We start from the raw sequence: 15,329 nt of genomic DNA, 5'->3' as shown, positions 1-15,329 counted from the left end.
AGTTTGACAGATTTTGCCGACCGCTCGAACGCGCATTGAACGGGACAGGCCGACCGTGTGAGCGTTTGCCGATCGGGCACGAACCCGGCGGCCACGCTCGTCGGCGGTTCGCTCTCCTTGCGGACACGCATGGCGAAGCCGGATTCGTGGTCGAGGTCTACCTTCCACTCAAGGAGCCTCGATGAATCGCAAAACGGTGACGGCCGGGACTGTCCTGGCCGTGCTCGCCGGGTTGGCGGTCTCCACGACCGCGCAGTCGGCTTCCGCCGATCCGCCTTCCCCTTCCGGCTCGCAGGCCCTGGCGGTCTCCGCCGCCGACCGGGCCGCGGCCGGCGGTCTGGACACCCTCGCCAAGGGTCCCGACGAGGAGTACCAGCGCCAGGCGGTGACCCCCTGGGTCAACGGCCTCTACTCGGTCGCCTACGAGCGCACCTACAGGGGCATCCCGGTGGTCGGCGGCGACGCCGTCGTGCTCGCTGACGGCCAGGGCCGCATCCGCGCGACCCAATCCGCCACCAGCACCCGGATCTCGGCGAACACCACGGCGCGGATCGACGCCGCGGCGGCCGAGGCCACCTCCAGGACCAGGCTCGCCGCGGTCGACAAGGTCGAATCGCACCGCCTGGTCGTCCGGGTCAAGGACGGACGAAGCACCCTGGCCTGGGAAACCGTCCTGGCCGGTCGCACCGCGTCCGCACCCAGCCATTTGCACGTCTTCGTCGATGCGAGCACGGGCACGGTGCTCGACACCGTCGACGACGTCAAGGCCGGCAGCGCGAACAGCCAATGGAACGGCCCGAGTCCGCTGGCCATCGACACCACCAACAACAACGGCACGTACTCGCTGCGCGACCCGAACCGCCCCGGCCTGACCTGCGCGGACTACTCCACCGGCCAGGTCTTCTCCAAGTCCACCGACTCGTGGGGCAACGGCCAGGCGTCCAGCAAGGAGACCGGCTGCGCCGACGTCATGTGGGCGGCGCAAAAGGAATGGAACATGCTCCGCGACTGGCTCGGTCGCAACGGGCACAACGGCAACGGCGGAAGCTGGCCGGTCAAGGTCGGCCTCAACGACGTCAACGCCTACTGGGACGGCTCCTCCGTCTCCATCGGCCACAACCAATCGAACCAGTGGATCGCCTCGATGGACGTGGTCGGTCACGAATTCGGCCACGGCATCGACCAGTTCACCCCCGGCGGCGCCGGCACCGAACCTGGCCTGGGCGAGTCCACCGGCGACATCATGGGCGCACTCACCGAGGCGTACACCAACGAACCCTCCCCGTACGACACCCCCGACTACACCGTCGGCGAAGTCGTCAACCTGGTCGGCCAGGGCCCCATCCGCTACATGTACAAGCCCTCCACCAACGGCGACCCGGACTGCTACAGCTCCTCCATCCCCAACACGGAGGAACACGCCGCGGCAGGCCCGATGAACCACTGGTTCTACCTCCTCGCCGAAGGCACCAACCCCGGCGGCGGCAAACCCACCAGCCCCACCTGCAACAACACCACCCTCACCGGGGTCGGCATCCAACAGGCCGGGAAGATCTTCTACGGCGGCATGCTCCTCAAGACCAGCGGCATGACCTACAAGAAGTACCGCACCGCCACCCTCAACTCCGCCAAGACCCTCGACCCCACCTGCGCCCTGTTCAACAAGACCAAGGCCGCCTGGGACGCCGTCAGCGTACCCGCGCAGACCAATGACCCCACCTGCACCGGTGGGCCCGGTCAGAACGACTTCTCGATCAGCGTCAACCCGACCTCGGGTTCCGTGCTCGCCGGCGCCTCGGTCTCGGCCACGGTCGGCACGACCGTCACCTCGGGCTCGGCGCAGACCGTCGCACTGACCGCCACCGGTCAGCCCGCCGACGTCTCGGTGACCCTGACCCCGAGCTCGGTCCAGTCCGGTGCCTCCGCGACACTGACCGCGACCGCCGCCGCGAACGCCGCGAACGGCACCTACGTGATCACCGTGACCGGTACCGGCCCCTCCGCCACCCACAGCGCCCAGTACACGTTGACCGTCGGCAACGCGCCGCCGGGCAACGCGATTCGCAACGGTGACTTCGAACAGGGCACCGCCAACTGGACGCAAAGCGCCAACGACATCACCAACAGCAACCCGGGTTCCGCGCACGGCGGCTCCTGGTACGCATGGATGATGGGCTACGGCTCCACCGCCACCGAGACCGTGAGCCAGTCCAACATCACGATCCCGGCCGGTTCGCCGAGCCTGCGCGTGTGGATCAAGACCACCACCCAGGAGACCGGCAACACGGTCTACGACACGCTCAAGATCAAGATCGGCTCGACCACGCTTGCCACGTACTCCAACGTCGGCGCCACCGGTGCCTACGTGCAGCGCACGGTGAACCTGAGTGCCTATGCGGGCCAGACGGTCACCCTCACCTTCGCGGGTGCCGAGGACTCCTCACTGACCACCACGTTCCTCGTGGACGACGTGAGCATCTCCTGATCACGCGCGACCGATGACGGCCTCGCTCCCGGCGCCCCACGCCGGGAGCGAGGCTCTTCGCCGTCGCGGACCGGGTCGCCGGCCCGCGTCCCGGGTGGCCATGTCGGGTCCCGAGGCGGGTGTCGGGCCTTCGCTCGTCCCGCGCAACCGGGGTTTGGTCCGGCGTCGAGGGGGCGACCATCTCGCCCACGGCGGTCCGCCCGCCGCCGTGCCTGCGCGGGTGGCCGGTCCGCCCCTCGGCCCGTCTGGAGAGTGATGGCCTCGAACCAGTCCGACCCCTGGGTCGGTGCGTGGCAGGTGCTGCGCAACCCGCGGGTCTGGGTGATGCCCTCGATCATCGTCGGGCTGCTGGCCTTCCTGTTGTCCATGCTCTACATGGGCGGCATCCTCAACCCACGCGCCGACCTGCACCGCCTGCCGATCGGCCTGGTCGACGCCGACCGGGCCGCACCGGCGGGCGCGCCGGATAACCTGGGCGCACGGATCACCAAGGGCATCGCGGCCGCGCCCGATCCGGGCGACGCGGTGTCCTGGCGGATCCTGGACGAGGCCACGGCCCACCGGCAACTGGCCTCGGGCAAGCTGTACGGCGCCATCGTGGTGCCGGCGGGCTTCACCGCGTCGGTGGCCGCGCTGAACGCCCCCGCGCCGGCCGCGCCGACCCGCCCCACGATCACCGTGCTGAGCAACCCCGGGGTGGGCAGCCTGGCCTCGTCGCTGGCCACCGGCATCGCCCAACAGGCCCTGCACGCGGCCTCGTTGCAGTTGGGCACGGCGCTCACCGCCGCACCGCCGAGCGGACCGGGGCAGCCCGTCGCGGCGACCCGGCTGCTGCTCGCCGACCCGATCGCGGTCGCCGTCGAGGTCGGCCACCCGATCGGCCCACACAGCGGACTGGGCCTGACCGCCTTCTATTACACGCTGCTCCTGGTGCTGGCCGGCTTCCTCGGCGGCAACATCATCGGCAACGGGGTGGACGTCGCGCTCGGCTACGTGGCCGGCGAGATCGGCCCGCTGCGTACCGAACGGCCGCTCGTGCACATCACCCGCACCCATCAACTCGTGGTCAAATGCGCGATGTCCGCCGTGTTGTCGATGCTGACCGCCACCCTGATCATGGTCGCCACGATCGGCATCCTGGACATGGATGCGGGCCATCTCCCGCTCTTGTGGGTCTTCTCGGTCTGCGCGATCACCGCGGTGGGGTTCGGCGTCCAGGCGATCAACGCGGCCTTCGGTGGGATCGGTCAGTTGGTCAGCATGTTCGTCTTCATCGTGCTGGCCCTGCCGTCCTCGGGCGCGACCATTCCGCTCGAGGCGCTGCCGCACTTCTACCGGGTGTTGTCCGTGTTCGAGCCGATGCGCCAACTCAGCGGCGGTGTGCGGGCCATCCTGTACTTCGACGCGCGCGCCGACGCCGGCCTGACCCGGGCCTGGATCGGCATCGCCTTCGGCATCGTGGCCGGTCTCGCCTTCGGCTTCGCGATGACCACGTACTACGACCGCAGACGACTGCACCGCATCGCACCGAAGACCTGATGGCGATCGCACCCGCTCGCTGCACCGCGCTGCGCGACGACCCGCGCGGCGGGCACCCGGAGGTTCGCCCAACGGACGGTCGGAGGCGGTGTCGGCGGTCGCGAGCGGTGGGCGGTGCTCAGGAGCCGTGTCGGCGGCTGATGTTCTTCTCCAGCAGTGCGGTCGCGGTCCGCACGCCGACCGCGTCCGGACCGTCCGTCGCGGGCAATCGGCCGTCGGCGCGGATCAGTTCGGTCAGTGCGGCGTCGATGGCGGTGTGCGCGGCGAACAGGCACGGTGTGCTGTAGATCGCCGCGTCCACGCCGAGCTCCGCCAGTTCGGTGAGGCTCAGCCGCGGCGACTTGCCGCCCGCGATCTGATTGAACAGCAGCGGCTTGTCGCCGACCGCGGTCCGGATCCGGCGGATCCACTCGACGCTGCGCACACCGTCCACCAGGACCAGGTCCGCGTCGGTCTTGGCGAGTGCCTTCGCCCGGCGCAGGATGTCGTCCGGTTCGGTGGCGTCGGTGCGGGCGACCACGACCAGATCGCCGCGGCTGTCCAGCACCTGCGCCAGCTTGTCCAGGTATTCGTTCAGCGGCAGCACCAGTTTGCCGTCGGCGTGGCCGCAGCGCCGGGGCCGCATCTGGTCCTCCAGGATCACCCCGGACGCCCCGGCTCGGGCCAGCCGTTGCACCACGTGGCAGGCCACCTCCGGGTCGCCGTATCCGTCGTCGATGTCGACCAGGAGGTGGTGCCGGGGGAAGGCGAGCCGCAGGCGCTCCACGAACGCCACCATGTCGGGCCAGGCGATGAAGCCGATGTCGGGCAGCCCGTAGTGGGAGGCGGCGAAGCCGAAGCCGGAGACGAAGAAGCCGTCGAAGTGCCGTGCCGCGAGCGACGCGGAATACATGTCGTAGATGCCGACGAGGGGTGTGGTCCCCGCGCGGACGAGGTCGTCCCGCAAGGCGCTTCCGTAGAGCACGAGTTCTCCACGAGTTCTCCGTGTGTAGTCGAATGACTACGGACGAAGTATGGAGATCACGGTCGATTCATGTCAATCTCTGCCAACCACTCGGGTGACCTCCAGTGTCTCCACCATCCGACGCAGCCGCGCCTCGACCCGGGCCGCGTCCCGGGCGCACACGGTCACCTCGACGGTGGCCGCCCCGAACTCGGTGGAGACGTAGCTGAGTCGGCGCACGCCGTGGTTGTTCAACGTGGTGGCGACCCGGGCGAGCACGCCGCGGCCGTGCCGCATCCGGGCCACCAGGCGGGCGCTCTCGGCGGCGATCCCCTCGCCGCTCGGTCCGGCGGTGGGGGCCGGATCGCCCGGCATCGGGGCGACATGCGCGGACCGGGGGGCTTCGAGGACCTGGGTGCCGTCGTCAACCATGGATCGGGCTCCTGTCGAAGTGGGGTGGAGTGTGATCGGGTGGCTCGTGCGGTTCGGATGTCGGAAAGAGGTCCGAAAAACGGAAAGACCCCTCGCGAAGCGCGAGAGGTCTGCGTGCGGACGGTGGGCCGCAGGGAATGGGTCGTCCTGGTCAGCCCGGTGTCGGCACGCTGCCGGTAATAATCATCCGACGTCGCATGATGTCGAAACTCGCACACCCGCCACGCCTCGTCCAACGCGTCTCATGATGCGGATGCCCGCGTCCGTTCCATGGGCCGACTGCACCCGGTCGATCGGCTGATCGACCGGGCGCGTCGGTTGCTCGGAACGCGATTCGGCGCGAAATGCGTGTTTCAGCGCGCCATCCGGAGCGGAATCCCGCACGCGACCGGGAATGGAATCCGGCCGCGCGAGGTCCCGAGCGGGATCTGGATGCTCAGAACTTGATCCACTCGCTGGACGTGGTCACCGAGTCCAGGATGTCCACGATCGGGTCGATGCCCAGGCCGGGCCCGGTGGGCACGTCGAGGTGGCCGTCGGCGAGTTCGAACGGCGTGGTGATGTCGGTGGCGTAGTAACGGCGCGAGGCGGACGTGTCGCCCGGGAGGATGAAGCCGGGCAGCGCGGCCAGGGCCACGTTGGCGGCCCGACCGAGGCCGGTCTCCAACATGCCGCCGCACCACACCGGCACGCCGTGCGCCACGCACAGGTCGTGGATCGCCTTGGCCTCCAGGTAGCCGCCGACCCGACCGGGCTTGATGTTGATGATCGACGCGGAGCCCAGGGTGATCGCCGCCGCGGCGTCCTCGACCGACTCGATGGACTCGTCCAGGCAGATCGGGGTCTTCATCTGCTTGGCCAGCTGGGCGTGCTGGACCAGGTCGTCGTCCGCCAACGGCTGCTCGATCAGCAGCAGGTCGAACGCGTCCAGCTTGGCCAGCTGCCGCGCGTCGGCCAGCGTGTACGCGGCGTTGGCGTCCACCTGCAGCAGCAGGTCGTCGCCGAACCGCTCACGCACCGCGCGCACCGGCGCCACGTCCCAGTTCGGCTCGATCTTCAGCTTGATCCGCACATAACCCTCGTCGACGAACTCGCCGACCAGGTCCAGCAGTTCCGGGATCGAGTCCATGATGCCCACGGACACCCCGCACGGAACCCGGTCCCGGGAGGCGCCCAGGAACGACCCGAACGACTGTCCGGCGGTCCGCAGTTGGGCGTCCAGCACGCCCGTCTCCAACGCCGCCTTCGCCATCTTGTGGCCCTTGAACGGCTTCAGCGCACGCTTGACGCTCAGCGCGTCCACCTGTTCGGGCAGCGCCGGGATCAGGAAACGCTTGAGCACGTCGACCGCGCCGTCCACGTATTCCGAGTTGTACAGCGGGTCGGACATCGCGACGCACTCGCCCCAGCCTTCCGCCTCCGGCGTGACCACGCGGAGCAGCAGGATGTCGCGTGCGGTCTCGACGCCGAAGGAGGTGCGGAACGGCGCGCGCAACGGCATCGCGATCCGGCGCAGTTCGATTCCGGTGATCTTCATGGTGTCTCGGCTCCTGATCGATGGTCGGTCGGTGCTCACCCGGTGCTCGCGCGGGTGAGGACGTAGCGGGTCTTGTCCTGGAAGCCGGTCACCCGGGCGCCGTCGGCGAGCAGTCCGCCGAACACCTCGCGCAGGGCGACCCGCCACTCCTTGGCGACCCCGGGGTCGGTGCGCCGCAGCGTCTCGATGTCCGCGGGCAGTTCGACGAGCAGGTGTTCGGCGTCCGTGCAGCCCAGCAGCGGCCGGTCGTCGCGGACGGCCAGCGCGGTCACCGCGCCCGCCGGGACGACGACCGGGATCGGCGTGGAGTTCACCGCCGCGATCACCTTGGGATCGGCCAGATCCCAGACCACCAGGGTCCGGTCGGTGTCGGTGCCGCCGTTGATCGCGTCGTCGACCGAGCCGTAGAAGTTGGGCAGGTAGCCGTCCGGACGGCCGGCCAGCTTGGTCACGTTGAAGTGGGCGTTGCGCCGGATCAGCGGATCGTAGGTCCAGGTGATCCGGGCGACGCCGCGGGCCAGCGCCCAATTGCGCTGGTGCACCTTGAGCGCGAAGCCGGCCGCGTGGCCGGGGCGGGCGCCGGTGACGTGCGAGTGCAGCGTACGGGCGATCGGTGCGCCGAAGAACCCGACGGTGGCACCGGTCATGCGCCCGTCCACGTAGGCCCCGGCGACGTAGTTCCCGGCGTGCGAGAGTGCGCGCATCTGTTCGACGGACATCGGTGCGCTGCCCGGCCCCGCTCCCCAGATCTCGCAGAACAGGTGGAACGCGTCCTCGATCTCGTCGAGTTCGTGCAGTTCGCGAATGACCACGGCGCTCATCGGACCGCCTCGATCAGGCCGGCGAGCAGGAGCGTACGCGGCGCCAACTCGGCCACGATCACGTGTTCGTGGTCGGCGTGCGCACCGCCGCCGACCGCGCCGAGCCCGTCCAGGGTCGGGCAGCCGATGCCGGCGGTGAAGTTCCCGTCGGAGGCGCCGCCGACCGCCGCGGAGCGCAGCGGCGGCAGGCCGCTGCCGCTCGCGACCCGGTCGGCGAGGGCGAACAGCGCACTGGAGGAGGACTCCTCCAGGGGCGGGCGGTTGGCGCCGCCGAGCACCTCGACCCGGGCGCCGGGCACGGTCGCGGTCAGGCCGCGGATCAACTCGTCCACCCGCTCCTGGGCCTTGATCGTGGGCACCCGTACGTCCACGGTCACCCGCGCCCGGTCGGGGACGGTGTTGGACACCGCGCCGGCCTCGACCACCGTGGGGGTCACGGTGGTGCGCCAACCGTCCAACGCCCCCTCGTCCGCCAGGTCGGGCAGCGCGCCGAGCGCGAGCACCAGATGGGCGGCCTCGATCGCGGCGTTGATCCCCTTCTCCGGCTCCAGGCCCGCGTGCGCGGCCTTGCCGTGCACGACCAACTCGTATTGCGAGCCGCCCTTGCGCCCGGTCTTCAGTGCCCCGCCGTCGGCGGACGCCTCCAACACGAAGGTCGCCACGCAGCCGCGCGCGGAGTCCTCGATCAGGGCGCGCGAGGTGGTCGAGCCGACCTCCTCGTCCCCGGTGATCAGCACGCCGATTCCGTCCAGCGAGTCCAACGAGGCGAGCGCGTGGAACATCTGGACCAGGCCGGCCTTCATGTCGAAGACACCCGGCCCGCGGGCGATCCCGTCCACCACGGACCACGGGTGGGTGGCCAGCGAGCCCATCGGCCACACCGTGTCGTGGTGCCCGACCAGCAGGACGCGCGGGGTGCCGAACGTCCACTGGAGGTGGGTCACGCCGTCCAGCACGATCCGGCGCGGTTCGACGCCGAGATGGCGCGCACCCTGGGCCGCGACCACCTCCGCGCTGCGCGCGACCGCTGCCAGATCCGCGGAGAACGACTCGCACTGCACCAGTTCGGCCAGGTCGGCCAGCATCGCGTCGGTGTCGAACACGTTCGAGCCGGCCGCGTTCGAGCCGGTCGCGTTCGAGCCGGTCGCGGAACCGGCCGTCGCGCCGGTCATCGGGCCAGGCCCAACTCGGCACGGAACAGCCTCTGTACATTGCCGCCGAGGATCGCCATGATCTCCTTCTCACCCAATCCGCGGCGCACCAGTACCTCGGTGAGCGCGGGCAGTTCGGCCGGGCCGTTCAGCCCGGGCAGTTCGGCGGAGGCGTCCACGCCGGTGTAGTCGACACCTTCACAGCACGGCGGAGTGATGTCCGCGAGCACTTCTTGCAGGAAGTCGGGGCCGATCCCGACGTGGTCGATGCCCACCAGGGAGACGATGTGCTCGATGTGGTCGACGAGCCCGTCGATGGTCTGCTTCGACCGGTCGGCGGACAGGAAGTCGGGCACGAAGTTGACGCACACGACGCCACCGGTGGCGGCCACGCCCCGGATCTGCTCGTCCGTCAGGTTCCGGTGGTGATCACACAGCGCCCGGGCGCCCGAGTGGGTGGCGATCAGCGGGCGCGTGGCCTGCTCCAGCACGTGCGCGACACCGACGGCCCCCAGGTGGGAGATGTCGAACAGGATGCCGAGACGTTCCATCTCGCGCAGCGCCTCGACGCCGGCGTGGGTGAGCCGGCTGCCGGTGGCGTCCTCGCCGCTGCCGTCGCCCAGGGCGGACCGGCCCCAGTGCGCGATCGAGGCGACCCGTACGCCCAGCCGATACAGCGTGCGGAACAGTTCGAGGTCGGCGTCCACCCCGGGCGCGCTCTCCAACGCGAGCACGAGCGCGATCAGGCCCTCGGCGAGCGCCGCGTCGATGTCGTCACCGGTCAGGCACAGCCGGACCGCGTCCGGGTTGCCCTCGGCGATCGCGTGCGCGCACTCCACCATCCGCAGCGTCCGGCGCAGCGCTCCCTCCGGACGGAACTGGTCGTCCACGAAGACCGGCAGCACCTGGATGTCCACCCCGCCCTCGCGCAGTTGGGGCAGCCACTGCTCTCGGAAGAAACTCGCCCACCTTCCTGGTGGTCGTTCCACCACGGCCATCAGGAGATCGTTGTGCGTGTCCGCCACGACGGCACGGGTGTGCAGTTCGGCGCTCATGTCGCGTCCTTCCGGTCGGTGTGTGATCGACGCTAGGCCGCGGTGCACATCGGCTTCTTCGTCCGAATGACCAATGCTGTCGACACTTTCCGTCAGCGAGCACCAAAGCCACGACCGGCTCGCGGGACCGCCCCGTCGACGTCTCGGCACCGGATCCGTACCCGGCGGCGGCCCGCGCGAGGCCATAGGTGGGCCGCGACGAAGAACCCGGCTCGGCTTTGTCGCGCCGGACGATCCCGGGCCACCGGCCGTGCACCTACCGTGCGCAGGTGTCCTGGTATCCCCCGGGCCCGGTTCACCGGGTCCGCGCCGCCGGTTCGGGGGTCGTCCCCGGCCCCGGCACCAGGTGACCCGGGCCTCCTTGCCGGCCCGCCCGTCCACCCCAGGGATGCGCCCGTGCCCGTCGATCGTCTGCTCCCCACCGACGAAGCCCACGACCTGATCGCCCGGACCCGGGCGTTCGCGGACCGGGAACTCGCCTCCCGGGTCACCGGGTGCGAGGCCGACGCGAGCTATCCCACCGGCTTGTTCGCCGCCCTGGGTCGGGCGGGCCTGTCCGGGCTGCCCTACCCGGTGCGGTACGGGGGCGCCGGCCAGCCGTACGAGGTCTACCTCCAGGTTCTGGAGGAGCTCGCCGCGCGCTGGGCGGCGGTGGCATGCGCCGCGGACATGCACACGCTGGCCTGCCTGCCGACCGCGGTGTACGGCACCGAGGCGCAGCGCGAGCAGTGGCTGCCCGGCATGCTCGACGGTGCGCTGACCGGGGGCGGCAGCCGATCCGAACCGCATGTCGGAGCCGACCCCTCGGCGGTCACCTGCCGGGCCGAACGCACTCGCGGCGGGCACCTGCTCCAGGGCACCCAGGTCGCCGTCGCGCACGGAGGTCGGGCGCACTTCCACACCGTGTTCGCCCGCACCGGTCCGGCCCGGCCGGACGTCTCCTGCTTCCTGGCCCCCGGCGCCGACGAATACCTCTACTTCGGCGCACCCGAGGAGGCGACCGCGCTGCGCGCCATCCCGACCACCGCCGCCTACTGGGACGGGGTGTACCTGGAGCCCGAGCGGCTGATCGGGGCACCGGGTCGGGGTCTGCGGATCGCGTTCGACCTGTTGGACGCGGGCCGATTGGGCGGCGCGGCGTGCGCGACCGGACTGGCCCAGGCCGCGCTGGATGTCGCGGGCGCGTTCGCTGTTGGGGCCGATCGGCACCTTCTGGTCGAGCCGGCGGGGGCGGTCGACTCGGCGCGGGCGATCTACCTGGACGCGGCCCGGCGCCGCGACGCGGGCATCTCGTACACGCGGCAGGCGTCGGTGGCCGAGTCGGCCGCGGTGGAGGCCGCGGTCCGGGCGACCGCCGCCGCGGTACGGATCCTGGGTGCGGTGGCCGACACCGACGAGTTCCCGGTCCGGCGGTATGCGCGCGAGGCCGCGGTGCTGCGCCTGCGGATCGCGCCGACGGCGGGTCTGGGGGGTGGGGGTGGGGGCGGCTCGGGTGCGGACGGCGCGGGTGGAGGTGCCGCGGGTGGGGGCGCCGCGGGTGCGGGCGGCGGCGTGGGGGCTGTGGTCGGCGTGCCGGCGGTTCGGCGGTTCGAGTCGGGGCGCGGTGGGGCCTTGAGTGTGCGCGGGTCCGTGGCTTAGGGCTGCTTCGGTGTAGGCGTTGGCGTAGGCGTAGGCGTAGGCGTTGGCGTTGCCGTCGATGTCGGTGTCCGTGTCGGTGTCGCCGGCTTCGGGGGCCGTCGTGCTCGGCGGGCTCGAAGAGGGTCGGTGTCTCGGGAAGCCTTGCGGCGGCGTGGACTTCGGCCCGTCGCCCGCCCATCGGTCGCACCGAATCCGGGCGTTGTCACCCGACTGGGTCTTGCGCCGACGATCACGGGTTGGACAGCGTGGAGTTGCGCACACACGACGTGTGACCACACGTCGGAACGAGCACACCCCGTACGGGCGCGCGCATCCGGCCCGGCGGCGTGGGCGGAACGAGACCAACGGGAGTGCTGTGAGCGACCGGAACGGCGACAGGCGAACGGACGACCGCATCGTCCGAGTACGGATCCACCCGGCCATCGGCATCGCACGCGTGGGCAACAGCACGCGCCCGGACGGCTGGTACGTCGGACCCGAGACCCCCGATCCGGAGCCCTTCCCGCCTGGCTTCGCCAAGGACGCGGACGGCGCGATCAAACGCCAGGCGGCCCGCTTCCGGCTGTACGGCCTCGCCGCCGACGGGCGCGTGGTGCGCGAAGTCACCGTCGCCGACCCGAATACCCGGATCACGTGGGGCGTGCACGTGGCCAATCGCAAGGCCGCGTGGTACCAGTTCCAGTTGCCGCTGGACATTCCCGACTCCCGGGATCCGGCGGCCCGGCCGTCCGCGCGCCGCAATCCGGGCGTCACCGATCGCCGGACGCTGGTGATCGACCCCGGCCGCAAGACGCTCGACGCCGCGCCGGGCGGCCGAGTGCCGTTCACCGGCGGCCGGTTCCTGGGTCGGGTCGACGTCCCGCTGGGCGAGATGCGCACCGACGAGCACGGCCGACTGGTGGTCCTCGGCGGACTGGGCGTCTCCGGCTCGCCGGATCAGGCGCCGCTGGCCTCGGTGACCAACAACGACGGTTGGTACGACGACATTTCGGATGGCCCGGTCACCGCCTCGGTCACCATCGACGGTGTCGGCGTACCGGTGGACCCGGCCTGGGTGGTGGTCGCACCGCCCAACTTCGCGCCGGACGTGCGCACCGTGCGCACCCTCTACGACCTGCTCTTCGACGTGTTCGTCGGCACCGGTCAACTGCCCTTCCCGGCCCGGGTCTCCTTCGGCGAGCACATCGAACCGATCCTGCGCCGGTTCTGCGAACTCCAGTGGGTCAACGCCGGGTTCGCGGCCAAGTTCGGGTGGGCGGGCCCCGAGTACTTCCTCGCGCCCGAGGCTCTGCGCCGGTTGTCCAGTCCCGCGCCCGAGCATCGCGAGACGCGCCGGCAGGTGTACACCGCGCTGCGCGACTACAAGCGCGACGACAAGTCACCGATGCCGTGGCCGTGGATCTACGGCGACGGCATGGCCAGTGTGCCCAGGACGGTGCGCCAGTACATGACGCTGTCGCCGACTCAGGACAAGATGCTGCTCGCGTGGTCGCGCGGGGACTTCGACGCAACGCCGTTCGCCGGATACCCGCATCGCCTGGAGGACGCGCCACCGGCCGCGCAACCGGGTCTGTTGGATCGGGCGGCATTGGACTTCTGCGTGGCGGACGCGTTCCATCCCGGCATCGAGGTGACCTGGCCGATCCGGCACGCGTCCATGTTCAGCGAGCCGTTCCGGATCCGGGTGCGGGCGGAGGGCGATCCCGATCCGGACTACGGCGACACACTCACCCCCGATGCGGCGCTGGCCGCGAACGGCCCCTTGCACGCGCAGGGTCCGGGCGACCTCAGTCGATGGATGGCGGTGCCCTGGCAGACCGACACCGCGGGCTGCCGCGCGGGCTACGAGTCGCAGGCCGGGCTCGGGCCGCGCTACGACCCCTATGTGCCGACGTTCTGGCCCGCGCGGGTGCCCAACCACGTGCTCAAGCAGAGCGACTACGAGACGGTCAATCGGCCGGACGGCACCGGATCGGCCGACCGCGAGGCCGCGTTCGCGCACCGTGCGGTGTGGTTGCGCGGACTGACCGGGACCACGCCCGAGGCGCAGCGTCGGCAGATGGTCGACGGCTGGTACAAGCTCGGCATCGTCGAGGTGCGGCCCTACACGGTCGGCGACGGCCGGTTCCCGGCGCGCATGCAGGTCGAGTCGCCGCCGCAACCGCCGTTCGATCAGGCCTCGGACGCGAACAACCTGGTCAACGTCCATGTGCCGGAGCTGGCTGCGGCCGATGCGGTCATCCGTGGCGTCGCCGACGCCACCGGGCAACATGCGGCGGACGTGACCGTGGGCTACGTCGACAACATCGACCCGTATCTGGACTCGCCGTGACCGGTGTCGCTTCGGGCGCTGCCTCGTGCACTGCGCCGAGCGCCGCGTCCGGCGTGGGGTGCGGGTGACCCGCGGCGGCTCGGGACCGGGCTTCCCGTGACCGGGGTCGAGGTGCCGAGCGGGCGTCGGCGGCGCTATGACGTCGTGGTTGCCGGTGGCGGCCCGGCCGGTGCCTCGGCCGCGATCACGCTTGCACGCGCCGGTCGTTCGGTGCTGCTCGCCGACGCGGGTGGCGGGCCGCCCGCGGTCGGCGAGGCGCTGCCGGGTGCGGCCCGGGTGCTGCTGGCCGACCTGGGGGTCGGCGAGCACGTCCCCGGGCCCGGCCATCTGACCTGCTACGCCACGCTGTCCGCGTGGGGGTCGGCGCAGCCGATCACGGTCTCCGCGATCCACGACCCGAACGGGCCGGGCCGGCACCTGGATCGCCCGTTGTTCGACCGCCGGTTGCGCGATGGTGCCCGTGCGGCCGGTGCCGAGGTGGTCGAGCACACCCCGGTCGGCGCGCCGGTGCGGCGGCCGGACGGCACCTGGTCGGTGCCGCTGGGTCGGCCCGCCCGGCGCGAAGTGGTGGGCTGTGACTGGGTCGTCGACGCGACCGGACGCCGTGCGACGGTCGCGACCGGAAGCGGCGGCGCCCGGCGGCACACGCACGACGCGCTGGTCGCACTGCACCTGACCCTGGCCGACCCCGCCGAGCCCGACATCGACGCAGGCACCCTGGTCGAATCCGGCGCGGACGGCTGGTGGTACACCGCGCTGCTGCCCGGCGACCGGCGCCTGGTGGTCTACTTCACCGACGCCGACCTGCCCGCCGCGCGAGCGGGTGACCCGGCCCGTTTCCGGGCTCTCCTCGCCGAGACGAGCGAGGTCCGCCGCCGGCTGGCCGGATGGCCGCTGCCGGCGCACGCGGTGCCGCGCCGGGCACCCGCCCACGGTGCGCATCTGGACCGCGTCTGCGGTGACGGCTGGATCGCGGTGGGCGACGCCGCAGCCGCGTTCGATCCGCTGTCCGCGCAGGGCATCCTCAGCGCGCTGTACACCGGCCTGACCGCCGGCCACACCGTCGACGCGTGTCTGGCGGGCCGCCGGGATGCACCCGAGGCGTACCGGGCCCGGCTCACGGACCTGCTTCGGGCCTACCGCCGCAACCACCGCGACGCATACGCGGCCGAACGCCGCTGGCCCGACCACCCGTTCTGGCAACGACGCCACCTCGCCCCACCCGAAACCGACTTCGACCCCGAGCCCGCCGAACCCCGCTTCGAGGTCGGCTGACCGAGCACACCGAACGGTGCACGCGCCACACCGCGGCCGAGGCAATCCACCGGCCCCGTCGACTCCCAGCGGGAGCCGGCCAGCTCACCCGTTCGGGTGACTCCCGCTGGGAAGCCGGGGT

At 71.4% G+C, this 15,329-nt stretch carries 10 protein-coding genes and 1 pseudogene; 5 read left to right on the top strand and 6 right to left on the bottom strand.

Going from position 1 to position 15,329, the window contains the following annotated elements; translation table 11 throughout:
- Positions 1–181 precede the first annotated feature (181 nt).
- Together ACZOOI_RS39535 and ACZOOI_RS39530 are read left to right on the top strand one after the other, a co-directional pair.
- Positions 182–2,059: pseudogene (locus ACZOOI_RS39535) on the top strand (M4 family metallopeptidase); the annotation flags it as partial.
- A 681-nt stretch (positions 2,060–2,740) separates the two neighbouring features.
- Positions 2,741–4,024: a DUF3533 domain-containing protein gene (locus ACZOOI_RS39530; protein ID WP_465281638.1), complete on the top strand. Its 1,284-nt coding sequence runs from the start codon at positions 2,741–2,743 to the stop codon at positions 4,022–4,024.
- Between the two features lie 118 nt (positions 4,025–4,142).
- Here the strand turns inward: ACZOOI_RS39530 and ACZOOI_RS39525 are convergent, their stop codons facing one another.
- The 6 genes from ACZOOI_RS39525 to ACZOOI_RS39500 form a co-directional block, all read right to left on the bottom strand.
- Positions 4,143–4,988, bottom strand: a complete 846-nt coding sequence (locus tag ACZOOI_RS39525; RefSeq protein WP_465281637.1) for an isocitrate lyase/PEP mutase family protein — start codon at positions 4,986–4,988, stop codon at positions 4,143–4,145.
- Between the two features lie 72 nt (positions 4,989–5,060).
- Complete coding sequence (locus tag ACZOOI_RS39520) at positions 5,061–5,399, bottom strand: ACT domain-containing protein (RefSeq protein WP_465281636.1); 339 nt, start codon at positions 5,397–5,399, stop codon at positions 5,061–5,063.
- A gap of 436 nt (positions 5,400–5,835) precedes the next feature.
- Complete coding sequence (gene menC, locus ACZOOI_RS39515) at positions 5,836–6,936, bottom strand: o-succinylbenzoate synthase (RefSeq protein WP_465281635.1); 1,101 nt, start codon at positions 6,934–6,936, stop codon at positions 5,836–5,838.
- 35 nt (positions 6,937–6,971) lie between these two features.
- Complete coding sequence (locus ACZOOI_RS39510; RefSeq protein ID WP_465281634.1) at positions 6,972–7,757, bottom strand: GNAT family N-acetyltransferase; 786 nt, start codon at positions 7,755–7,757, stop codon at positions 6,972–6,974.
- Positions 7,754–8,842 (bottom strand): M20 family metallopeptidase, encoded by a 1,089-nt coding sequence (locus tag ACZOOI_RS39505; protein ID WP_465284144.1) that lies wholly within the window; start codon positions 8,840–8,842, stop codon positions 7,754–7,756. The genes ACZOOI_RS39510 and ACZOOI_RS39505 overlap by 4 nt, the downstream gene beginning before the upstream one ends.
- Before the next feature lie 83 nt (positions 8,843–8,925).
- Positions 8,926–9,963 (bottom strand): dipeptidase, encoded by a 1,038-nt coding sequence (locus ACZOOI_RS39500; RefSeq protein ID WP_465281633.1) that lies wholly within the window; start codon positions 9,961–9,963, stop codon positions 8,926–8,928.
- Positions 9,964–10,359: 396 nt separating this feature from the next.
- Between ACZOOI_RS39500 and ACZOOI_RS39495 the strand changes: the two genes are divergently transcribed.
- From ACZOOI_RS39495 to ACZOOI_RS39485, 3 genes are all read left to right on the top strand, one after another.
- Positions 10,360–11,601, top strand: a complete 1,242-nt coding sequence (locus ACZOOI_RS39495; RefSeq protein ID WP_465281632.1) for an acyl-CoA dehydrogenase family protein — start codon at positions 10,360–10,362, stop codon at positions 11,599–11,601.
- Positions 11,602–11,956: 355 nt separating this feature from the next.
- Positions 11,957–13,933, top strand: coding sequence for a LodA/GoxA family CTQ-dependent oxidase (locus tag ACZOOI_RS39490; protein WP_465281631.1), 1,977 nt, complete (start codon positions 11,957–11,959; stop codon positions 13,931–13,933).
- A gap of 96 nt (positions 13,934–14,029) precedes the next feature.
- Positions 14,030–15,208 (top strand): tryptophan 7-halogenase, encoded by a 1,179-nt coding sequence (locus tag ACZOOI_RS39485; RefSeq protein WP_465281630.1) that lies wholly within the window; start codon positions 14,030–14,032, stop codon positions 15,206–15,208.
- The last annotated feature ends 121 nt before the right edge of the window (positions 15,209–15,329 follow it).

The sequence above is a fragment of the Embleya sp. L77 genome (assembly GCF_055557415.1).
Note: the sequence above shows the minus strand (reverse complement) of the source record. Positions and strands in the feature narration are given on the sequence as shown.